General features: G+C 59.9%; 20 protein-coding genes. 3 read left to right on the top strand and 17 right to left on the bottom strand.

Annotated elements, in window-relative coordinates:
* Nucleotides 1-458: 458 nt before the first annotated feature.
* The 8 genes from AEQ67_RS15580 to minC all read right to left on the bottom strand — a co-directional run bounded on the left by AEQ67_RS15580 (nucleotide 459) and on the right by minC (nucleotide 8,800).
* Nucleotides 459-1,796 carry an amidohydrolase gene (locus tag AEQ67_RS15580; RefSeq protein ID WP_059404705.1) on the bottom strand — a complete coding sequence of 446 codons (1,338 nt, stop codon included), beginning with the start codon at nucleotides 1,794-1,796 and terminating at the stop codon, nucleotides 459-461.
* Nucleotides 1,797-1,861: 65 nt separating this feature from the next.
* The gene (locus tag AEQ67_RS15575) at nucleotides 1,862-4,018 is read right to left on the bottom strand and encodes a mechanosensitive ion channel family protein (protein ID WP_082377856.1); all 2,157 of its coding nucleotides are present in this window, start codon (nucleotides 4,016-4,018) and stop codon (nucleotides 1,862-1,864) included.
* 78 nt (nucleotides 4,019-4,096) lie between these two features.
* Nucleotides 4,097-4,273, bottom strand: a complete 177-nt coding sequence (locus tag AEQ67_RS35965; protein ID WP_177333649.1) for a hypothetical protein — start codon at nucleotides 4,271-4,273, stop codon at nucleotides 4,097-4,099.
* Between the two features lie 194 nt (nucleotides 4,274-4,467).
* Nucleotides 4,468-5,757: a M18 family aminopeptidase gene (locus AEQ67_RS15570; protein ID WP_059404703.1), complete on the bottom strand. Its 1,290-nt coding sequence runs from the start codon at nucleotides 5,755-5,757 to the stop codon at nucleotides 4,468-4,470.
* A 210-nt stretch (nucleotides 5,758-5,967) separates the two neighbouring features.
* Nucleotides 5,968-6,603 (bottom strand): RluA family pseudouridine synthase, encoded by a 636-nt coding sequence (locus tag AEQ67_RS15565; protein ID WP_059404702.1) that lies wholly within the window; start codon nucleotides 6,601-6,603, stop codon nucleotides 5,968-5,970.
* A gap of 191 nt (nucleotides 6,604-6,794) precedes the next feature.
* Nucleotides 6,795-7,049, bottom strand: a complete 255-nt coding sequence (gene minE / locus AEQ67_RS15560) for a cell division topological specificity factor MinE (protein WP_007944431.1) — start codon at nucleotides 7,047-7,049, stop codon at nucleotides 6,795-6,797.
* On the bottom strand, nucleotides 7,049-7,861 hold the full coding sequence (gene minD, locus AEQ67_RS15555; protein ID WP_059404701.1) for a septum site-determining protein MinD: 813 nt from the start codon (nucleotides 7,859-7,861) through the stop codon (nucleotides 7,049-7,051). The genes minE and minD overlap by 1 nt, the downstream gene beginning before the upstream one ends.
* 201 nt (nucleotides 7,862-8,062) lie before the next feature.
* Nucleotides 8,063-8,800: a septum site-determining protein MinC gene (gene minC, locus AEQ67_RS15550; RefSeq protein WP_059404700.1), complete on the bottom strand. Its 738-nt coding sequence runs from the start codon at nucleotides 8,798-8,800 to the stop codon at nucleotides 8,063-8,065.
* A 117-nt stretch (nucleotides 8,801-8,917) separates the two neighbouring features.
* Between minC and AEQ67_RS15545 the strand changes: the two genes are divergently transcribed.
* Both AEQ67_RS15545 and AEQ67_RS15540 read left to right on the top strand, forming a co-directional pair.
* The gene (locus tag AEQ67_RS15545; protein ID WP_059404699.1) at nucleotides 8,918-9,850 is read left to right on the top strand and encodes a lipid A biosynthesis lauroyl acyltransferase; all 933 of its coding nucleotides are present in this window, start codon (nucleotides 8,918-8,920) and stop codon (nucleotides 9,848-9,850) included.
* Between the two features lie 35 nt (nucleotides 9,851-9,885).
* A complete protein-coding gene (locus AEQ67_RS15540; protein WP_059404698.1) occupies nucleotides 9,886-11,058 on the top strand; it encodes a patatin-like phospholipase family protein in 1,173 nt (390 codons plus the stop codon).
* Between the two features lie 131 nt (nucleotides 11,059-11,189).
* Here AEQ67_RS15540 and AEQ67_RS15535 read toward each other — a convergent pair whose 3' ends face one another.
* The 8 genes from AEQ67_RS15535 to puuE form a co-directional block, all read right to left on the bottom strand.
* Nucleotides 11,190-11,975 (bottom strand): outer membrane protein OmpK, encoded by a 786-nt coding sequence (locus tag AEQ67_RS15535; RefSeq protein ID WP_059404697.1) that lies wholly within the window; start codon nucleotides 11,973-11,975, stop codon nucleotides 11,190-11,192.
* A 375-nt stretch (nucleotides 11,976-12,350) separates the two neighbouring features.
* Entirely contained in the window at nucleotides 12,351-13,136 is a 786-nt protein-coding gene (locus tag AEQ67_RS15530) for an outer membrane protein OmpK (protein ID WP_059404696.1), read from the bottom strand.
* 170 nt (nucleotides 13,137-13,306) lie between these two features.
* Nucleotides 13,307-14,659, bottom strand: a complete 1,353-nt coding sequence (locus AEQ67_RS15525) for a nucleobase:cation symporter-2 family protein (RefSeq protein ID WP_059404695.1) — start codon at nucleotides 14,657-14,659, stop codon at nucleotides 13,307-13,309.
* Between the two features lie 138 nt (nucleotides 14,660-14,797).
* Nucleotides 14,798-16,102: a urate hydroxylase PuuD gene (locus AEQ67_RS15520; protein ID WP_059404694.1), complete on the bottom strand. Its 1,305-nt coding sequence runs from the start codon at nucleotides 16,100-16,102 to the stop codon at nucleotides 14,798-14,800.
* A gap of 50 nt (nucleotides 16,103-16,152) precedes the next feature.
* Complete coding sequence (locus AEQ67_RS15515) at nucleotides 16,153-16,656, bottom strand: ureidoglycolate lyase (RefSeq protein ID WP_059404693.1); 504 nt, start codon at nucleotides 16,654-16,656, stop codon at nucleotides 16,153-16,155.
* 128 nt (nucleotides 16,657-16,784) lie between these two features.
* Nucleotides 16,785-17,780, bottom strand: a complete 996-nt coding sequence (alc, locus tag AEQ67_RS15510) for an allantoicase (protein ID WP_059404692.1) — start codon at nucleotides 17,778-17,780, stop codon at nucleotides 16,785-16,787.
* 88 nt (nucleotides 17,781-17,868) lie between these two features.
* Nucleotides 17,869-18,384: a 2-oxo-4-hydroxy-4-carboxy-5-ureidoimidazoline decarboxylase gene (gene uraD, locus AEQ67_RS15505; protein ID WP_059404691.1), complete on the bottom strand. Its 516-nt coding sequence runs from the start codon at nucleotides 18,382-18,384 to the stop codon at nucleotides 17,869-17,871.
* Entirely contained in the window at nucleotides 18,381-19,307 is a 927-nt protein-coding gene (puuE, locus tag AEQ67_RS15500) for an allantoinase PuuE (RefSeq protein WP_059404690.1), read from the bottom strand. Before puuE ends, uraD begins: the two co-directional genes overlap by 4 nt.
* Before the next feature lie 432 nt (nucleotides 19,308-19,739).
* Here puuE and uraH point away from each other — a divergent pair, with 432 nt between their 5' ends.
* Nucleotides 19,740-20,093, top strand: coding sequence for a hydroxyisourate hydrolase (gene uraH / locus AEQ67_RS15495; RefSeq protein ID WP_010456673.1), 354 nt, complete (start codon nucleotides 19,740-19,742; stop codon nucleotides 20,091-20,093).
* Between the two features lie 198 nt (nucleotides 20,094-20,291).
* Here the strand turns inward: uraH and AEQ67_RS15490 are convergent, their stop codons facing one another.
* Complete coding sequence (locus AEQ67_RS15490; protein WP_059404689.1) at nucleotides 20,292-20,918, bottom strand: LysE family translocator; 627 nt, start codon at nucleotides 20,916-20,918, stop codon at nucleotides 20,292-20,294.
* Between the last annotated feature and the right edge of the window lie 55 nt (nucleotides 20,919-20,973).

Genomic DNA, 20,973 nt, shown 5'->3' with positions numbered 1-20,973 from the left:
CGGCCTGTTGAGTGGTGAAAAGCAGCAGGTATGCGCTGCTGTTTTTGTAGGAGCTGGCTTGCCAGCGAAGGCGGCTTTGAGCCTTGCATCGAAAATGCCGACGCCTTCGCCGGCAAGCCGGCTCCTATAGGGTTTCGGTGCGCCGACGCGCAGGGCATTCATTTAATACGTCAATGTAGGCGCTTGTCAGCGAAGGGGCGGGTGGATCAAGGTCAAGAGCTGAAGGCGAGCTAACGCTCGGCCTGATGAGTGGTGAAAAGCAGCAGGTATGCGCTGCTGTTTTTGTAGGAGCTGGCTTGCCAGCGAAGGCGGCTTTGAGCCTTGCATCGAAAATGCCGACGCCTTCGCCGACAAGCCGGCTCCTATAGGGTTTCGGTGCGCCGACGCGCAGGGCATTCATTCAATACGTTGCCAGCGAAGGCGGCCGGACAGCCAACCAATCGCTCGCAGATGCTCACTCAAGGCTTCGCATTGGCATACAGATAATCGGTCGCCAATGAAGCCAGCGTCCGCACCCCAACCACCAACGCCGACTCATCCACAAAGAACCCCGGATTATGATTCGGCGCAGCCTTGCTCATGTCCTGATCTCGCGGCGTCACCCCGAGAAATACAAACAGCCCCGGTGCTTCCTTGGCATAGAACGAAAAATCCTCCGCGCCGCCCACCAATGGCCCTTGGACCACGTCATCCTTGGCCGCCCAGCGCAACGTCGGCAGCATTTTCTCGGTCAGCGCCGGGTTGTTGATGGTCGGGTCGTATTTTTCGATGATGGTGACTTCGGCCTTCGCGCCGCCGCTCTCGGCGATTTTTTCTACAGTCTGGCGCACGTCGGCATGCAGTTTCTGGCGGATGCCGTAGTCGTAGGGGCGGATGGGGCCGGTCATGTCCACGGACTCGGGGATGATGTTGTAGCGGGTGCCGCCGTTGATGGTGCCGATGCTGACCACTGACGGAAAGGACGAGATGTCGGTGCGGCGGCTGACCACGGTTTGCAGGCCGACGATGGTTTGCGCCCCGACGGTGATCGGGTCGATGCCGTCCCATGGGCGGCCGGCGTGGGTTTGTTTGCCGAGGATTTTGATCCGCAGGTCGTCGGAGCTGGCCAGGGTCGGGCCGGGGCGGTAGGCGATCTGGCCTGCGGGGACGCCGGCCCAGACGTGCAAGCCGAATACCGCGTCCGGTTTCGGCGATTTCATCACGCCTTCCTGGATCATCATTTTCGCCCCCCAGGTGTTTTTGCCATCGGGGATGAAGTCGCTTGGGCCTTCTTCGGCGGGCTGGAAGTAGAACACCACCGTGCCGGGCAAGGTGTCGCGCATGCCGCTCAGGATTTTCGCCGCGCTGAGCAGGATGGCGGTGTGGGCGTCGTGGCCGCAGGCGTGCATCACGTCGACTTCTTTGTCCAGGTACGTGCCCTTGGCTTTCGAGGCGAAGGGCAAGTCCGAGACTTCCTTGACCGGCAGCGCATCCATGTCGGCACGCAGGGCCACGGTCGGACCGGGCAGGGCGCCTTTCAGTACCGCGACCACGCCGGTGCGAGCGACCCCGGTTTTGACTTCCAGGCCCAGGGCCCGCAGTTGTTTGGCGACCCGTTCGGATGTGCGTTTTTCGCTGTTGCCCAATTCAGGATGAGCGTGGATATCGCGGCGCGTTTCCAGCAGTTCCGGCTCAAGGGCGATGGCTTGTTCGGCGATGTGCGTGCGCGCGTCTTCCAGTGTGTCGGCGCTGGCGTAAGGGGCCAGCGTGCCGAACACGGTGAGCAGGCAAGCCTGTGCAATGCGGGTCAGTTGCATCGGGGTTCTCCATGACGATTGTTATTGGGCTTCAGTGCCTGTGACCGGAGGATCTGCCGAGCGTGCTATTCCTTCTGCGGTCCACCGCCGGCCGTGATCACTTGCACGCTCATGCGTGGCGTGGCCAGGTCCATCCCGGCTTCATCCAGATGGCGCTTGAGCGACAGGTTGAACGCTCGGGAAACTTCCCACTGCTTGATTGGCGCGGTCTTGAAACGGGCGCGAAGAATCGCGTTGCCGGACTCGAAACTCTCTACACCCTGGATCTCCAGCGGCGACCAGATATTGCGCCGTTGCAGCGGATCGGTGCGCATCTTCTGGCCGACCTCGCGCATCAGTTTGATCGCACTGTCGATGTCCATGTTGGCCGGTATCGCAACGCGGAAAATCGCATAGCCGAATTCCCGGGAGTAGTTCTTGATGCTTTTGATTTCGCTGAACGGAATGGTGTGGACGATGCCGTCGATGTCCCGCAGGCGCACGGTGCGAATGGTCAGCCCTTCGACGGTGCCGAGGTGCCCGCCCACGTCCACGTAGTCGTCGATGGCCAGCGAGTCTTCGATGATGATGAACAACCCGGTGATCAGGTCGGCGACCAGCGATTGAGCACCGAAACCGATGGCCAGGCCGATCACGCCGGCACCGGCCAGCAGTGGCGTGACGTTCATGCCCATGTTCGCCAGGGCGACGATCAGCGCGATGATGAAAATGGCCACGAACAACACGTTGCGGATCAGCGGCATCATCGTCTGCGCGCGGGCATTGGCCAGGCCTTTACGCGAGCGGGTGAGGGCGTGGTGCACGGCGGTGTCGCTGAGGATCCAGATCAGCCAGGCAAAAATCAGCGTGCCGGCGAGGCTGAAGAGTTTGACGCTGACTTCGTGGCCATCGCCTTCGGTGAAGGTGATCAATGACATGCCCCAGACCCGCAGGCCGAGCTCGATGAACACCAGCCACACCAGCAAATGAGCCAGGGTGTAGAAGAAGCTTTTCAGGCGCTCCGAATACAGTGCATGGCGCTTCACGCCGCGTTGCGGTTTAAGCGCGTGGCGACGCACCAGCCCATTGATGACCATGCACAACACCACCAGCACCGTGCAAATCAGCGACTGGCGCAATGCCGTGCTGGTGTCGCCGGCGGAGACGAACGTGGCGAACAGCGAGATGGCCACCAACACCAGCGCCGGTATGTACCAGAAGGTCCCGAGAATTTCGATGGTGTCGCTGAGTGCCCGGCGGGTCAGGCGCCGGGACAGCGGTTGATTGCGGATCAAGTGCGCGATGGGCCGGCGGAACCGCAAGATGAACAACCCGGTGGACAGCGCGGCCAGCACGTTGGCCACGGTTGCGGCGGTGTGCGCCAGGTGGCTGCCGAGGCTGGCGACCAGTCGAGGATCGCTCAGGGCTTCACCAAACGCGGCGAAACTGCCGATCAGCCACAACGGCCGAAAGGCCTGATGCCGCAGGATGTACAAGGCGCGGTGGCGGTGCGGGCCGTCGAGCACGGAAAACGCGATCACACAGATCGCCGAAAAACAGGTGCCGACCACCAGCGCATAAGCCAGCACCATGGCCAGGCTTTTACCGAGTGACGAGGGCAGCGCGTAGCTCATGTACACCGTGATCACCAGGGCAATCAGCCACGGCCCGAGCTTGCGCAGGGCGAAGCGCAGCATGTCCAGGGCCTTGGGGTGTTGTGGCAGTTCTTCGGTCAGGCCGAAGCGCATCCGCACCCGATGGCTGAGCCAGATCAGCGCAGCCGCCAGCAGGCTCCAGACCATCAGAATCATGGCAAAGGCAAAGATGATCGGCAGCCATTCATTCGCCGGCAGCACCAGTGCCGCCAGTTCATCCTTGGCCAGATCAAACTCTTCAGACCAGCGAGTGATGGGGCTATCGGCGCCGGAAAACTGCTTTTCGAAATTGGCCAGGGTTCCACCGATCAGGCCCAGCACGCCTTGTTCGGTGGCGGGTTGAGCCTTTTTGGTGGCGTCGCGCAGCTTCTTCAAATCCGCCAGCAGCTTGCTCCGCTGCTGATCGTTTTCCAGCGACTTGATCACTTCGTCCAGGGATTGCCCCAGCGGTTCTTGTGCTTCTGGCTGGGTTTTCGCGGAGTTGCTGAGCAAGCCCGGCAAACTGACCGCCTGGGCAGGCGCGATCGGCAGCAACGTCATGAGGCAGACAAGGAAGAAACACGGCAGGGCAAAGAGACGAGCGAACACTAGGCGGTCAACCTTCGGATGAGCGGATCGACCGAGTGTACGAGCCCGTCAAAATCAATGCGAGCCAAGGGCGAGGATTTATTCGTTGAGTTTGGCGAGGATCTTGAAAACCACGGTGGCGAGGATCGTCAGCATGCCGATCCACATCGCGAACACTCCGGCGTTCTTGTCGCGAAAATTGAAACCGATTGCCAGCAAGATCATCCCGGCGAGAATCGGGATCAACATGGCGTGAAAGGAGGATAGGGAGATCATGAGCGACTGCCTTGTCGAAAGGAGTAATTGAAGTCTAGGTGGCTTTTGGGCGACCTGTGGTGAGGTGTATCAGAAATGAATCACTGTGATCATGAATTTTGTGTTGGTTGTGCTGACGCCTTCGCGGGCAAGCCGGCTCCCACAGGGGTTCGCGTTAACCTGTGGGAGCGGGCTTGCCCGCGATGTTTTGGGGGTTACGGCAACTCGCGGCAGGCGTAAAACGCGTTCAACACTTTGACCAGGTGTGCCAGGTCATGGCTGCCGCACAGCTCGCGGATCGAGTGCATGGCGAACGTCGGCAGGCCGATGTCCACGGTGCGCACGCCCAGGTGGCTGGCAGTGATCGGGCCGATGGTCGAGCCGCAGCCCATGTCGCTGCGCACCACGAAGCTTTGCACCGGCACTTCTTCGGCCATGCACAGATGGCGGAAGAACCCGGCGGTTTCGCTGTTGGTGGCGTAGCGCTGGTTGCTGTTGACCTTGATTACCGGGCCGGCGTTGAGTTTCGGGCCGTGGTTGGCATCGTGCTTGTCGGCGTAGTTCGGGTGCACGCCGTGGGCGTTGTCGGCCGAGACCAGCAGGGATTTCTGAATGGTGCGTACGAATTCATCACCTTCGGGCAGCAGGCGACGCAGGGTTTGCTCAAGCATCGGGCCATCGGCACCGCAGGCCGAGCAGGAACCGACTTCTTCGTGGTCGTTGCATACCAATACGCAGGTTTCGTCGGTTTCGGCGGTCAGCAAGGCTTGCAGGCCGGCGTAGCACGACAGCAAGTTATCCAGGCGTGCGCCAGCGATGAAGTCGCCGTGCAGGCCGATGATCGCAGCGCTTTGGGTGTCGTAGAAACTCAGCTCGTAATCGAGCACCACGTCGGCATTCAAACCGTGTTCGCGGGCCAGTTGGTCGGTGAGCACGGCGCGGAAGTCCACGCGCTCGTCACCGGCAAATTGCGCGAGGATCGGCGGCAGTTCGGTCTGGGCGTTGATCGCCCAACCCAGGTTGGCTTCACGGTTGAGGTGAATCGCCAGGTTGGGGATGGTGGCGATCGGCGCCTTGAAGTCGATCAACTGGCTTTCGACCTTGCCGTCACGGCGGAAGGTCACGCGACCGGCCAGGGACAGGTCACGGTCAAACCACGGTGCCAGCAGCGCGCCGCCGTACACTTCGACACCCAGTTGCCAGAAACCCTGGCGTTGCAGTTCCGGCTGGGGTTTGACCCGCAGGCACGGGCTGTCGGTGTGGGCGCCGACCAGGCGAATGCCGCTGTGCAGCGGTGAGTGACGGCCCATCTTGATCGCGACGATCGAAGAGTCGTTACGGGTAACGTAGTAGCGACCGTTGGCTTCGGTGGTCCACGGCTCGCGTTCGTCGAGGCGTTGGAAGCCGGCCGCTTCCAGGCGCTGAACCAGGCTGGCGGTGGCATGGAATGGGGTAGGGGAGGCCTTGAGGAAGTCGATCAGGCCTTGGTTCAACTCTTCGCGCATAAGTAGCTCCAGACAGCAATGGCGCCAGTTTAGCGTATTGGCCAAAGAATTGGCGGTAGTGGTGCTGGTGGGGAGATGGCTGAGATTGGATCTGAAGTAGATCTCTGTGGGAGCGGGCTTGCCCGCGAATACGGACTATCAGCCACGATTATGTCGACTGACACACCGCCATCGCGGGCAAGCCCGCTCCCACAGGGTTTTATTTATGGCTCAAAACGGTGCCGGGCACTCGAAGCGCAGGCGCTCGCCGGTCTGGGGATGGGTGAAGCTGAGCATGCTCGCGTGCAGGCACAGTCGCGGCCAGGCAGCCAGCGCTTGCTCATGGGCGTAGAGCCCGTCACCCAGCAGCGGGTGGCCGATGGAAAGCATGTGCACGCGCAACTGATGGGAGCGGCCGGTGATCGGCGTCAGCTCGCCACGGCGCCAGTCACCGCAACGCTCCAGCCCCCGCCAGAAGGTCAGAGCATGTTTGCCGAACTCATGGTCCACCACGTGGCGTGGCTTGGTCGGCGGGTCGTAGCGCAGCGGCAAGTCGATGCTGCCACTGTCCAGTTCCGGCTGACCCCAGCACAGGGCGGTGTAGGCCTTTTCGGTTTCGCGGTCGTGAAATTGCCGAGACAGTTCGCGATGCGTGTCCGGGTCACGGGCCAACAGAATGATGCCGGAGGTTTCCCAGTCCAGACGATGGACGATTCGCGCTTCCGGGTAGCCGTTTTCTTGCAGGCGGGTGATCAGGCAGTCCTTGTTGTCGTCGGCCCGGCCAGGGACAGAGAGCAACAGGGTCGGTTTATCCACCACCAGTACAGCGGCGTCCTGATGGATGATGCGGATGTTGGACAACGGCATTAAAACAGCCTCGTAACAAACGCCAACGGCGGCTCGATCACCTGTACACCCTTGTGTGTAGGAGCCGGCTTGCTGGCGATGCAGGCAACGCGGTGTAACTGATGCAGTGCGTTGATGCTATCGCCAGCAAGCCGGCTCCTACAGTGAGGGGCGCCCAGATGATCGAGCCGCCGTGGCTCCTGTCTGACCGACTAGCGGTCAGGCAGGGTGATATTGAGTTCCAGGATCGAGCAGCTGCCCTGGTTTTCCAGAGCGACGTGCACGTCATCGGACCCGATATTGACGTACTTGCGGATTACCTCGACCAGTTCCTTCTGCAAGGCTGGCAGGTAGTCCGGCGTACTGCGTTGGCCGCGTTCATGCGCCACGATGATCTGTAGACGCTCTTTCGCAACCGAGGCGGTACTTGGCTTCTTGTTGGCACGAAAGAAGTCAAAAATGTTCATTATCGACCTCCAAACAGGCGCTCGAAGAAGCCTTTCTTCGTCACATCGAGGAAACGATGCTCCACGGTTTTGCCCAGCAGACGATCGACCGCATCGCTGTACGCCTGGCCGGCGTCGCTCTGGTCGTCGAGAATCACCGGCACGCCCGAGTTGGAAGCCTTGAGTACCGCTTGGGATTCCGGAATGACACCCAGCAGGGTCACGGCCAGAATCTCTTTGACGTCTTCGACGCCGAGCATTTCGCCGTCACTGACGCGTTGCGGGTTGTAGCGGGTCAGCAGCAAGTGTTCCTTGATCGGCTCTTCGCCCTTCTCGGCGCGGCGCGATTTGCTGGCCAGCAGGCCCAGCATACGGTCCGAGTCACGTACCGAGGACACTTCCGGGTTGGTCACGATGATCGCTTCATCAGCGAAATACATGGCCAGGTGGGCGCCTTTCTCGATGCCGGCCGGAGAGTCGCAGACCACGAATTCGAAGTCTTCTTTCAGCGCCATCAGGACTTTTTCTACGCCTTCGACGGTCAGCGCGTCTTTGTCGCGGGTCTGACTGGCGGCCAGGACGTAGAGGTTTTCCAGGCGTTTGTCTTTGATCAGGGCTTGCTGCAGGTTGGCTTCGCCGTTTACCACGTTGACGAAGTCATACACCACGCGACGCTCGCAACCCATGATTAGGTCGAGGTTACGCAAACCGACGTCGAAGTCGACGATAACTGTTTTGTGACCGCGCAGAGCGAGGCCTGTACCGATAGCGGCGCTGGTGGTGGTCTTACCCACACCACCCTTGCCGGATGTAACCACGAGAATCTTGGCCAAGGTGTTTCACCCCTAAGGAAAAAGGACTTTTAGCCCCTGAAAAACATCTCTTGAAAAACTACTGCAGTCGGACAGCCTTGGCTGGAATCCGGTCCTGAACGGCGTTTACCCCCGGTAAACACTGTTTTCGGCCTTTTTCCTACTTCGTTTGAGCCGTTTTCGCTACGTTTTAGAGATGCTTGGAAAATGCGGCAGTATCCGTTAAAGCCGAATGATGTTCAACACATCGCCCGACAGGCTGACCTGTACGCCCGAACCCCACAAAGGGTCGCGGCGCAGATCTTCGGAAACCTTGTAATGACCGGCGATGGAGACCAGTTCAGCGCTCATTTGCTGACAGAAAATCCTGGCTTTCGTGTCGCCTTTGACCCCGGCCAACACGCGACCACGCATCGGCCCGTATACATGGATGTTCCCATCGGCGAGAAGTTCCGCCCCCGGGCTGACCGACGAAATCACCACCAAATCGCAACCCTGGGCATAAATCTGCTGGCCACCACGTACTGGCGACGTGATGATTTTGGTCGGTTTGAGGGTCGGCTCCGGTGGTTTTTCCGGTTTTTTCTTTATCTCGCCTTCGTGCAGGTCGAGTTGGCGTTCCCGGGCGCCGGATGGCGGCAGCACCGGCAGGTCGACCGCGATGGCCGCGGCGATGTCTTCGATACGGCTGGCACGGATCGCCAGGGTCCGCAGGCCATGCTGGCGGCAAACGCGCATCAGACCCGGCAAATCGACCGCGCCTTCACTGGCTGGAAGCTTGTCCAGGGCCAGCACCAGCGGCGCATTGCTGAAGAAATTCGGCGCCTGGGCGACCTTGGCGGCCAGTTGCCGATCAAGGTTCTCGAGGTCGTTGCGGGCCAGTTCCAGCACGGTAATGGCGAGCATGCTGCCCTTCAGCTGGAACACGGGATCTTGGTCTAGCGGTTCGGTTTGGCTCATGTCGGCATACAACGGCTTGTCACTAAAAGTGCCGAGACTTATAACGAGAACGCCCGCAGGCCGCAAGCCGGGTCGAACGATGTAGAATGCGCGGCCATTGTCTTTCCGGAACCTTTAATGGATCGCCCGCGTTTTCGAACAGCATTTCTTTCTCCGCGTTTTTGGCCGCTGTGGTGTGGCTTGGGGCTGTTGTGGCTGATTGTTCAGTTGCCGTATCCGGCGTTGCTGTTTGTCGGTCGCGTCCTCGGTGCCTTGATGTATCGAGTGGCCGGCGACCGACGGCGCATTGCCAAGCGCAATCTCGAGCTGTGTTTCCCTGAAAAGTCCCCGGCGGAGCGCAAGCGCCTGCTCAAGGAAAACTTCGCTTCCACCGGCATCGCGTTTTTCGAGATGGCGATGAGCTGGTGGTGGTCGCGCGAGCGTCTGGCCAAGCTGGCCCACGTCGAAGGCTTGGAGCATCTGAAAAAAGCCCAGCGTGAAGGCAAGGGTGTGATCCTGATGGCCGTGCATTTCACCACGCTGGAAATCGGCGCGGCGCTGTTGGGTCAGCAGCACACCATCGACGGCATGTACCGCGAGCACAAGAACGCGCTGTTCGATTACGTCCAGCGCAATGGCCGCGAGCGGCACAACCTGGATTCGCTGGCGGTGGAGCGTGAGGACGTGCGCGGCATGCTCAAACTGCTGCGGGCCGGCCGGGCGATCTGGTACGCACCGGATCAGGACTACGGCGCGAAGCAAAGTGTCTTCGTGCCGCTGTTCGGGATTCAAGCCGCTACCGTCACCGCCACCAGCAAGTTTGCACGGCTGGGCAAGGCGTTGGTGGTGCCGTTCACCCAGGAACGCCTGGCTGATGGCAGTGGCTATCGACTGGTGATTCATGCGCCGCTCGATAACTTCCCCGGCGAAACCGAGGAAGCCGATTGCCTGCGCATCAACCAGTGGATCGAAGGCGTCTTGCGCGAGTGCCCGGAGCAATACCTCTGGGCCCATCGCCGCTTCAAGAGCCGTCCGCCGGGCGAGCCGAAGTTGTATAAAAAACGCGGTTGAATCACCGATCCCTTTAAGCACCATGGAGCGTTGCGATGAGTCCTGCTGAACCGGTTACAGGCTTGATTCTTTCCGGTGGCGGGGCTCGGGCGGCCTATCAGGTGGGCGTGCTGGCGGCGATTGCCGAACTGTTGCCGGTGGGCGCCAGCAACCCGTTTCCGGTGATTGTCGGCACCTCGGCTGGGGCGATCAATGCGGTCAGCCTCGCCAGTGGCGCGCTGGACTTCCGTGGCGCGATCGAGCGTCTGACCGCCTTCTGGCAGGGCTTTCGCAGTCATCTGGTGTTGCGCAGTGACTGGCCTGGCGTGATTCATCAGGCCAGCCGCTTCGTCAGCCACAGCTTGCTGGGTATCGGCGCTCAGGTGCCGGTGGCTTTGCTCAACAGTTCGCCGCTGCGCGGGTTGCTCAACGACAAACTGCACATGACCGGCATCGCCGAAGCCATCGCGCAAAAGCAGTTGCAGGCGGTGGCGGTCACTGCGTTTGGTTATGAGTCCGGTCAGGCCGTCACCTTCTATCAGGGCGGCACCACCATCGATGCGTGGTTGCGTCATCGACGCATCGGCGTGCCGACGCAATTGTCCGTCGAACATTTGCTCGCCAGTTCGGCGATTCCGCTGCTGTTCGCCCCGGTGAAAATCGGCGAGGAGTATTTCGGCGACGGCGCGGTACGCCAATCGGCACCGATCAGCCCGGCCCTGCACCTGGGCGCCAGCCGTGTGCTGGTGGTGGGCGTCAGCGGCAACCCGCGCGGCGTCGACCCGGAACAACCGCTGCAACGCGCCTACACCGGTCAGCAGCCGACTCTGGCACAGATCGGCGGGCACATGCTCAACAGTACGTTCATTGACAGCCTGGAAAGTGACATCGAGTTGCTGCAGCGTCTGAATCAGTTCAGCCATCTGCTGCCCGACGGCACGCCGACCCGAGCGCTCGGTGTGGCGCCGGTGGAGGTGTTGGTGATTTCGCCGAGTCAGCCGATCGATGAAATTGCGGCGCGGCATAGGCAGGAATTGCCAGCGGCGTTGCGTCTGTTTCTACGTGGGCCGGGGGCGACCAAGACCAGCGGGGCGGGGGTGTTGAGCTATCTGTTGTTCGAGGCGGGGTATTGCAGTGAGTTGATAGATCTGGGGCGGCGCGATGCGTTGGCCAAACGCGGGGAGTTGTGCCGGTTTCTTGGGATAGCCGAGGCGGCGGTCAGCGCTTGAGATTTGCGGTGTGGCCTTCGCGGGCAAGCCTCGCTCCTACAGGTTTTGTGTCGTTCACATAATTGGCGAACGACACAAAACCTGTAGGAGCGAGGCTTGCCCGCGAAGGCGTCCTTACAGACGCCGCCGAATCAGAAGTGCACCTTGACCAGGAAGCTGGTTACGCTCTGATCAGTCTTGAAGCCCTGGCTGTCTTCGATGCCGTACTTGTTTTTCCAGTAGTCATACTCGACACCCACGTACAACTGCTTTTCGCCAAGATTCAGCGCCTTGCCCAGGTCGTATTTGACCTGTGGATTGAAGTGCAGGTTGGCGTGGTATTCGCCTTTTTTGTTGACGTCGTTGTCGACCACCCAGTCCATGAAACCGTCGATCAGGATGTTCGAATCGCCCACCGGAATGGTGTAGGACCAGACCGGCGTGACCTGCCAGATATTGTCACCCGGACGGTCGCCTTCGGTGTGGCGGTTGTAGAAGTTCAGCTGGAAGTAGTCGAAGCCCGGGATGGCCAGGTCGAAACCAGGACCGATCAGGTAGGACTCGGTATCGTCTTCACCGAACTCGTAAGTCATGGCCAACAGCACGTCTTTGACCGGGCCGAATTCAAGTTTCTGGTCGAAAATCTTGCCAAACGACAGGCGTGGGCTGAATTCACCGTAGTAGGTGTTCTCGCCCGCGAAGGCGTCTTCCTTGCCGTTGTAGAAGATCTTGTCGATGAAGAAGAAGTTGTCGCCGTATTTCCAGCCATCGGCGTGTTCGAAGGTCACCGTCTGCTGAATGCGCGGGTTGACCTGGAAGTCTTTGCCATACAGATAGGTCAGGCTGTTGTTCTGCCATTGCAGCAAGTCGCCGGCCATGGCCTGGCCCCCGGCCAGCAATGATCCCGCCAGCATCAGGCTAGTGCACGTACGTTTCATTCGGTTGCTCCCAAAAAGTAGGTGGTTCCACGTTATTTTTTTAAGGTCGGCGCTCTGGTGTGGCGCCTTTTTCTGTAGCGGTAAAAAATCATCCAGTCGGTCAGCTTCAGTGCTGTTAGCAAGAGCTGCGCCAAGGCTTTTAAAAAACAAAAAAACTCCCGCTCGGCTGCTCAAGAACAGTCGATTGAGAGGGGTTTTGGAGTGCCTTGATACCGTCCAGGGCCGGGATAAGTTGGCTTTCTGGTCAGGAATTAAATCCGGGCTTTTTTTTAAAGCGGATTTGGGCGGCCGCGGAGAATACTGACTCCTTGGCCAGGTCTCAAGTGCCCCGCAACAGCGCACCGACGACAGGTCTGGGGCACGGTTGCGGATCATCTAGAAATGCACCTTCACCAGCAGGCTGGTGGTGTTTTCATTGGTGTCGAAGTTGCCGTTGTTTTCGATGCCGTATTTGTCTTTCCAGTAACTGTATTCGACGCCGGCGTACACCTGTTTCTCCCGCCAGCCCAAGGCTTTCCCCAGGTCGTATTTGATCTGCGGGTTCACGTGCAGGTTGGCGTGATAGCTGCCCTGTGAGTTCTGGTCGTTATCCACGACCCAGTCGATGTAGCCGTCGATCAACAGGTTCGAGTTGCCCAATGGCAGGGTGTAGGACCAGGCCGGCGTGATCTGCCAGACATCGTCGCCGGGGCGCGAGCCTTCGGTCTGGCGATAGTAGATGTTCAAGGTGAAAAAATTGAAGCCCGGTACGGTGAGGTCGAAACCGGGGCCGATCAGATAGGCCTCGGTGTCGTCTTCGCCATTCTCGTAGGTCATGGCCAGCAACACGTCCTTGATCGGGCCAAACTCGAAACGGCGGTCGAGGATTTTGCCGAAAGAGAGGCGCGGACTGAACTCGCCGTAATAGGCGTGAACGCCTTTGTTCCGGTCTTTCTCGCCGTTGTAGTACGTACTGTCGACGAACAGGAAGTTGTCGCCGTACTTCCAGCGATGGGCGTGCTCGAACGTCACCGTTTGCTGGATCGACGGGTTGACCGCGAAGTCCTTGCCATACAGGTAGCTCAGGCTGTTGGTCTGCCACAACAATAAATCGCCGGCCATGGCTTGGCTCGCAGCCAACAGGCCACCGCCCAACAGCATGTTTGTCTGTGTCCGAATCATCTGTTGCTCCCTTTTGTTTTTATTTTCAAGGCGCAGGAAACCCCTGCCCCTGTAGGAGCGAGCCTGCTCGCGATGGTCGTCAACGATTACGCGTGTTATCTGGATACACGCGGTGTTCTCGGGTTCATCGCGAGCAGGCTCGCTCCTACAGGGGGTTGTGCGTTTCTGTCTTAGTGGGCGTGGCAGTCGTTGATGGCGGCGCGTTCGCGGCCACCGAGAATGTTGAACAGCAGGTTCAGCGACAGCGCACTCAACGTGGCCATGGCGATTCCGCTGTGGGTGATGGGGCTCATCCACAGCGGCAGGTGCGCGAAGAATTCAGGCCGCACCACCGGGATCAACCCCATGCCGATGCTCACCGCGACCAGCAACTGGTTACGGCGGTCACCGATGTCGGCTTCCTGAAGAATCTTGATCCCGGTGGCGGCAACCATGCCGAACATCGCAATCGCCGCGCCGCCCAATACCGCTGGCGGAATCGAGGCCACCAGGAACGCCGCTTTCGGCAGCAGGCTCAACAGCACCAGCAAACCGCCGGCGACGATGGTCACTGAGCGGCAGCGCACGCCGGTCATCTGCACCAGGCCGATGTTCTGGGCGAACGAGGAGTGGGTGAAGGTGTTGAAGAAACCGGCGAAGAACGAAGCGCCGGCATCACACAGCAAGCCGCGACGCAGCATGCGTGGGCAGACTTCCTGGCCGGTGATCTTGCCCAGTGCGAGGAACATCCCGGTGGACTCGACGAAGATAATCACCACCACCAGACACATCGACAGAATCGGTGCCAGTTCAAACTTCGGCATGCCGAAATGCAGTGGGGTAACGATTTGCAGCCAGGGCGCTTGCGCCATGCCGCTGAGGTCGACCATGCCGATCAGGCCGCAAATGACGTAGCCCAGGCACATGCCGATCAGCACCGAAATGTTCACCCAGAAACCGCGCATGAAGCGATGCACCAGCAAGATGGTGGCCAGCACCAGCGCGGCGATGGCCAGGTAAACCGGGGAACCGAATTGAGCGGCGCCGGCGCCGCCGCCAGCCCAGTTGACGGCCACGGGGAACAGCGACAAACCGATCGAGGTGATGACGGTGCCGGTCACCAGCGGCGGGAAGAAGCGCACGACTTTGGACATGAACGGCGCGATGATCATGCCGAAGAACCCGGCGGCGATGGTCGCGCCGAAAATCCCCTGCAGACCGATGCCCGGCATGCCGGCCATGGCGACCATGCTGCCGACCGCAGCGAAGCTGGCGCCCATCATCACCGGCATGCGAATGCCCATGGGGCCGATGCCCATCGATTGCACGATGGTGGCGATCCCGGCCACGAGCAGGTCGGCGTTGATCAGGAAGGCGATTTCTTCACGACTCAGGCCAGCGGCCTGTCCGATGATCAGCGGCACCGCGATGGCTCCGCCGTACATCAGCAGAACGTGTTGCAGGCCAACCAGAATCAACTGCAAAAGGGGCAAGCGTTGAATTGCGGGTGCGTCGGGGATGCGCGCTTCGGATAGCTCGGACATGCAACGCCTCGGATCTTTTTTATTCTTGTGATTTTTGCATCAGGGAGACCGCGTCGCGGCCGTTCGCGGGCAAGCCTCGCTCCTACGGATCAGTGTGAACCCTGTAGGAGCGAGGCTTGCCCGCGAAGCTTTTAACGATTAATTAGTCGGGGCACCCTGAACAATCCACGCGCCGATCAGGTCACGTTCCTGCTGGGTCATCTGGGTGATGTTGCCCAGTGGCATGATCTGGCTGGTGACGGCCTGCGCCTGGATGCGCGCCGCGTTCTGGCGGATCTGCTCGGGGGTATCGAACATCACACCGGCCGGGGCCGCGCTGAACAACGGGCTGGTCGGCTTGGCCGAGTGGCACACCGCGCAACGTTCCTGAATCACGCTGTGCACTTTGTCGAAACCAGGGCCCGCGTTGGATGCTTGCGCCGGTGCGGCGGCAGGCGCGTCTGCAGGTTTTGCTGCAGCCGGTTTCAAACCACCACCCAAGGCCGTTTCCGGCAGCGGCTGGTACTCGATGGTGCCAGGCGCCTTGGCCACTTCAGGTGCGCTCGGCATTTGTGCCGGGCCAGTCACGTAGGCCAGGCAGATCATGCCCACTGCCGCGACAGGCAGGGTCCAGGCGAACTTGTGGCTGTCGTGACGGGTGTTGAAGTAGTGACGCACCAACACCGCCAGCACCGCGATCCCGGCCAGGATCAGCCAGTTGTATTGGCTGCCATAGGTGCTCGGGAAGTGGTTGCTGATCATGATGAACAGCACCGGCAAGGTGAAGTAGTTGTTGTGACGCGAACGCAACAGGCCTTTGGCCGGCAGTGCCGGATCGGGCGTGCGGTTCTCGGCAATCGCCGCCACCAGTGCGCGCTGCGCCGGCATGATGATGCGGAACACGTTGCCGACCATGATGGTGCCGATGATCGCGCCGACGTGCAGGTAAGCACCGCGACCGCTGAACACTTTGCTGAAGCCGTAGGCGGCGCCGATGATCAGCACGAACAGGATGAAACCGAGCAGGGCAGGGCGTTTGCCCAGGGCCGAGTCGCAGAGGAAGGAGTAGACGAACCAGCCGATGAACAACGAGGCGATGCCCAGGGCAACACCTTCAGGGCCGGTCAGGCTGCTGCCGGGTGCCAGCAGGTACAACGTCGGGTTGGAGTAGAACACCACGCACAGCAGCGCGATCCCCGACATCCAGGTGAAATAGGCTTCCCATTTGAACCAGTGCAGGTTGTCCGGCATGGTCGGTGGGGCCAGTTTGTATTTTTCCAGGTGGTAGATACCGCCGCCGTGGATCGCCCACAAATCGCCCGCCAGACCACTTTTCGGGTTGACCCGATTGAGGTTGTTTTCCAGCCAGACGAAGTAGAACGATGCGCCGATCCAGGCCACGCCAGTAATCATGTGAACCCAGCGCACGCTCAGATTCAGCCATTCCAACAGATGTGCTTCCACAGTCTTTACCTCTCGCCTGTCACTCTGTTGTCGAGTGATCAGACCTTCTCTTATTGGTGGGGGGCAAGGATCAAACGCTCATCCTCTTTGAAAAAATGCTCATCGCAGTTATTGCCTGTGCCACTGCGATCAACCACCAGGAAGTCATCCCGCTTTTCGATCGTCAGCACCGGATGGTGCCAAACGCCGCGATGGTAATTAATGCCCTGCCTGCCGTTGGTGACGAAGGCGCGGACCAAGCCTGATACAGGTTCATCGCCAAGTGGCGCGACCACGATCAGAAAGGGGTTGCCGAGCAGCGGAATGAACGCCTGGCTGCCCAGCGGGTGACGCTCCAGCATGCTCACGGTCAGCGGCATGTCCTGCGCGTCGGCGCGGAAGATGCTGATGATCGCGTGGTCTTCTGGCGTGGCGGTTTCCACCGTCGCCAGTTTATGAAAGCGCATGGTCGAACCGTTGTTGATCATGAAGTGATCGCTGCCATCGGTTTCGATCACGTCACCGAAAGGGGCGAAGGCTTCTTTGGTCAGCGGTTCAATCGTCAGTGTGCGCATGCTGGTCTTCTTACCTTGAGTTCTGTGTTGTTAGATCTATTGCCATCGCGGGCAAGCCCGCTCCCACAGGTTTTGTGAACGCCACAATTCCTTGTGGGAGCGGGCTTGCCCGCGATTGGGTTCAGCGCTTATTTAGCGACCTTGCCCAAGACGCGCAGGCGGCTCACACCACCGTCCGGGAACACGTTCAGGCGGATGTGGGTGATCGGGCCCAGGGCCTTGATCTGCTCGGCGAAGGTGTGTTCGGCGTGCATTTCCAGTTTCTGCGCCGGCAGCAGTTCGCGCCAGAACAGCGATTGGGTTTCGATCTGGCTGTCGGTGCCGCCCTTGACGAACGCGCCCTGGATCGAGCACGTGTCCGGGTAGTTGCCCTTGAAGTGCAAGGTGTCGACGATGACTTTTTCGATCTCGCCGGCATGACCGAGCGCGACGATCACCCAGTCATTGCCCGGCGTGCGACGACGCGCGGTTTCCCAGCCGTCGCCCATGTTGATGCCACGGCCCGGGTTGAGGATGTTGCTCATGCGGCCGAAGTGTTCGTCGGAGCAGGCGAGGGCGCGGCCACCATTCAGGGCTGCGGCCAGGTCGACTTGTTCGTTGTCGCCGACAGCGGACCAGTCGCGGAACGGAATACCGTAGACACGCAGACGGGCCACGCCACCATCCGGGTAGATGTTGAAGCGCAGGTGGCTGAACGCCTGGTCGTTGCTGATTTCGTGGTAGTGGTGGCTGTTGCCTTGCAACTCGACGGCGGACAGCACTTCAGTCCACTGGGTGTTGTCGTCCGGCTCGCCCGACGCGAGGAAGCAGGCTTCCAGCGAAGCCGACGGCGGGAAGTTGCCGGTGAAGAATGAAGTGTCGATGTCCACGCCTTTGATCGAACCCGGTACGCCCAGGCGGATCACGGCGCTGTCGTAGCCTTCGAAGCGCTTGCGGCGCGACTCCCAGCCGTCCATCCACTTGCCGTTGTCATCGAACACGCCCTCCTTCCACACAGCCGGGGTCGGCTGGAACAGGCGGTTGGCATCAGCGAACCAGTCATCGGTGACCGAGATGATTTTGGTGCCCAGGCGGGCGTCGGCCAGGTTGACGAACTTCTCGAAAGGTACGGCGTAAGCTTTCATTCTTCTTGTCTGCCTTTAATAAGTTGGCTTGGGATGCTTGCAAGACCCTGGGTGTATTTCGCGTTTTTAAACACTCGGGCCAGGCTCGCTATAGGGTCAGTAAACGGAACAGGGCGATCTTGTTGATCTCCGCCAGCGCGCACTTGAATTCGGTTTCTGCCGAGTTATGAATGCGCGTTTCGAACGCCGCGAGGATCTGATGCCGGTTGCTGCCTTTTACCGCCATGATGAAGGGAAACTTGAACTTGGCTTTGTAGGCGTCGTTCAGCTCGGTGAAGCGTTGAAACTCTTCGGCCGTGCATTGGTGAATACCGGCGCCAGCCTGTTCATTGGTGCTGGCTTCGGTGAGTTGGCCCTGAACGGCAGCTTTGCCGGCCAGGTCCGGGTGAGCGTTGATCAGGGCCAATTGGCTTTGATGATCGGCGCTCAACAGGATGTCGCTCATGCGCTGGTGCAGGGTTTCGATCTCGTCGATCGAAGCGTCCTGGCCCAGGTCGAAGGCCTTCTCGGCCACCCATGGCGAATGTTCGTAGATGTCGGCGAAGGCTTTGACGAAGGCGTCGCGGCTCAAGGTCGATGGTTTCAAGGTTTGAAAGGCGCTCATTTCGCGGCCCCTTGGTACGGGTGGGTTTCATGCCAGTGGCGAGCGATGTCGACGCGACGGCTGAACCACACCTGTTCATGACTTTTAGCGTATTCGATAAAGCGCTTGAGCGAGGCCAGACGCGCTGGACGGCCGATCAGGCGGCAGTGCAGACCGATCGACAGCATCTTCGGCGCTTCGGCACCTTCGGCGTACAGCACGTCGAACGCGTCTTTGAGGTACTCGAAGAAATCGTCGCCCTTGTTGAAACCCTGGACCTGGGTGAAGCGCATGTCGTTGGTGTCCAGGGTGTACGGGATCACCAGGTGCGGCTTGCCGGTCGGGTTGTTCGGTTCCCAGTAGGGCAGGTCGTCGTCGTAGGTGTCGCAGTCGTAGAGGAAACCACCTTCTTCCATCACCAGCCGACGGGTGTTCGGGCCGGTGCGGCCGGTGTACCAGCCCAGTGGGCGTTCGCCGGTGATTTCGGTGAGGACGCGGATCGCTTCGAGCATGTGCTCGCGTTCCTGTGCTTCATCCATGTACTGGTAGTCGATCCAGCGATAGCCGTGGCTGCAGATTTCGTGGCCGGCATCGACCATCGCGCGGATCACGTCCGGGTGGCGCTGGGCGGCCATGGCCACGGCGAAGATGGTCAGCGGAATGTCGAATTCCTTGAACAGTTTCAGAATCCGCCAGACGCCGGCACGGCTGCCATACTCGTAAAGGGATTCCATGCTCATGTTGCGCGCGCCTTGCAGCGGCTGCGCCGAGACCATCTCCGAGAGGAACGCTTCGGATTCTTTATCGCCGTGCAGGATATTGCGCTCGCCGCCTTCTTCGTAATTGAGCACGAAGGACAAGGCAATGCGGGCATTGCCCGGCCAGTGTGGATGAGGAGGGTTACTGCCGTAACCGATCAGGTCGCGTGGGTAGTCAGCGCTCACTGCAGTCTTCCTTCTTATTCGTGTTGACGGTGTGTGTGAGCGGCCTGGCGATGAGATCCATGGCTGGCGTCACAGCGATGGGCTGATTGTATACAACTTTATATTCACTTTGTAAGCCTGATTTTTTGCATTTTTCGTTAACGGTCATCTTTCCATGCTATTCGCATGAACCTGCAAGAAACCTGCCTGACTGGTCAGCTAATGGTTGCAGGGTTCAATCAGTGGGCGGTTTGCTGGGAATTCACTGGGGAATCCACGGATGGAAAGGGCAGGCACAAAAATGTCGTTTTTATTGTGTACAATTTTTTTGAAAAGTGTCTTAATCAATCGCTCGCCGCAGTGTTTCGTGCTCCGAAACGGTGCGGTCTCCTTTCAACTGACTTCGGGAGGCGCGAGGTCTGACTGCTCCACGCAGGCAGGCGCGCAGAATCAATGGGACGTTTGACTACACACGTTTTGGACGCTGCACACGGTTGCCCGGGCAGCTCGATCAAGGTCGAGCTGTACCGCGTTGAAGGTTCGCAACTGGAATTGGTCGCCAGCGCGATCACCAACAGCGATGGCCGTGTCGATGCGCCGCTGCTGCAAGGCGATGACTACCGTTCCGGGGTCTATCAGGTTCAATTTCATGCGGGCGATTACTACCGCGCCCGTGGCGTTCAGCTGCCGGAACCGGCGTTCCTGGATGTGGTGGTGCTGCGTTTTGGCATCTCTGCGGAACAGGATCACTACCATGTGCCGCTTCTGATTTCGCCGTATAGCTATTCCACGTACCGCGGCAGCTGATCCCCCAAGCAGCTGCCTCAACCTGGAAGCGACTGCGCATAGAGCTTCTTTGGTCTTTTGCCCGCTCACACTGCGGGCTTTTTTTTGCCTTTGGGAAAGTCAAAAGATCGCAGCCTCGTTGCACTCGACAGCTCCTACAGGAAACCGCGATCCCCTGTAGGAGCTGTCGAGTGCAACGAGGCTGCGATCTTTTGATCCTTAACGGCTCAACAACGATGCCGCGCCCGCACCACTGAACAACCCCGCACTGATCCGGTTGAACCAACTCTGCCCCTTGCCACTGCGCAGATACCGCGCCGCACCATGCGCGCCCAACCCATACGCCAACTTGCACAGCAAATCCAGCACCGTCCAGGTCGCGATCATCACCAGCAGTTGCGGCAGGAACGGCTGTTCGGCGCTCAAGAACTGCGGCAGAAACGCGGCGAAAAACAGAATGTCTTTCGGATTGCTCGCACCCAACACAAAGGCGCGTCCGAACAGTGCACGAAAGCGTGGCACCGGCGCCGCCTGGGGCACTTCTGCGCCCACCGAGGGCTGGCGCGATTGCTGCCAGCTCTGCCAGGCGAGGTAGAACAGGTACAGCGCACCGACGATTTTCAGCGCACTGAACAGCTGCTCCGAGGCCAGCAACAACGCGCCCAAACCCAGCGCCGAGGCACTGAGCAAGCAGATCGAGGCAATCACGCCACCCAGAAACGCCGGGTATGAACGGCGCAAACCGTAATTCAGACTGTTGCTGATCATCAGCAAAGACAGCGGTCCCGGGATCAGGATCACCACCAGCGCAGCGCCGCTGAACAGCAGCCAGGTTTCCAGACTCATCACTTTCCTCCATTTGTGCAAAAGCCCCACCCGACAGGGGTGAGGCTGTTTTGAA

It is taken from the genome of Pseudomonas sp. RIT-PI-q (genome assembly GCF_001297125.1).
Classification (GTDB): domain Bacteria; phylum Pseudomonadota; class Gammaproteobacteria; order Pseudomonadales; family Pseudomonadaceae; genus Aquipseudomonas.
This window is presented reverse-complemented; position numbering and strand designations above follow the sequence as displayed.

Bases quoted from the DNA above. Each gene is read 5' to 3' on its own strand.
- AEQ67_RS15580 (WP_059404705.1), bottom strand. From the start codon at position 1,796: ATGCAACTGACCCGCATTGCACAGGCTTGCCTGCTCACCGTGTTCGGC.
- AEQ67_RS35965 (WP_177333649.1), bottom strand. From the start codon at position 4,273: ATGATCTCCCTATCCTCCTTTCACGCCATGTTGATCCCGATTCTCGCC.
- AEQ67_RS15570 (WP_059404703.1), bottom strand. From the start codon at position 5,757: ATGCGCGAAGAGTTGAACCAAGGCCTGATCGACTTCCTCAAGGCCTCC.
- AEQ67_RS15565 (WP_059404702.1), bottom strand. From the start codon at position 6,603: ATGCCGTTGTCCAACATCCGCATCATCCATCAGGACGCCGCTGTACTG.
- minE (WP_007944431.1), bottom strand. From the start codon at position 7,049: ATGAACATTTTTGACTTCTTTCGTGCCAACAAGAAGCCAAGTACCGCC.
- minC (WP_059404700.1), bottom strand. From the start codon at position 8,800: ATGAGCCAAACCGAACCGCTAGACCAAGATCCCGTGTTCCAGCTGAAG.
- AEQ67_RS15545 (WP_059404699.1), top strand. From the start codon at position 8,918: ATGGATCGCCCGCGTTTTCGAACAGCATTTCTTTCTCCGCGTTTTTGG.
- AEQ67_RS15540 (WP_059404698.1), top strand. From the start codon at position 9,886: ATGAGTCCTGCTGAACCGGTTACAGGCTTGATTCTTTCCGGTGGCGGG.
- AEQ67_RS15535 (WP_059404697.1), bottom strand. From the start codon at position 11,975: ATGAAACGTACGTGCACTAGCCTGATGCTGGCGGGATCATTGCTGGCC.
- AEQ67_RS15530 (WP_059404696.1), bottom strand. From the start codon at position 13,136: ATGATTCGGACACAGACAAACATGCTGTTGGGCGGTGGCCTGTTGGCT.
- AEQ67_RS15525 (WP_059404695.1), bottom strand. From the start codon at position 14,659: ATGTCCGAGCTATCCGAAGCGCGCATCCCCGACGCACCCGCAATTCAA.
- AEQ67_RS15515 (WP_059404693.1), bottom strand. From the start codon at position 16,656: ATGCGCACACTGACGATTGAACCGCTGACCAAAGAAGCCTTCGCCCCT.
- alc (WP_059404692.1), bottom strand. From the start codon at position 17,780: ATGAAAGCTTACGCCGTACCTTTCGAGAAGTTCGTCAACCTGGCCGAC.
- uraD (WP_059404691.1), bottom strand. From the start codon at position 18,384: ATGAGCGCCTTTCAAACCTTGAAACCATCGACCTTGAGCCGCGACGCC.
- uraH (WP_010456673.1), top strand. From the start codon at position 19,740: ATGGGACGTTTGACTACACACGTTTTGGACGCTGCACACGGTTGCCCG.
- AEQ67_RS15490 (WP_059404689.1), bottom strand. From the start codon at position 20,918: ATGAGTCTGGAAACCTGGCTGCTGTTCAGCGGCGCTGCGCTGGTGGTG.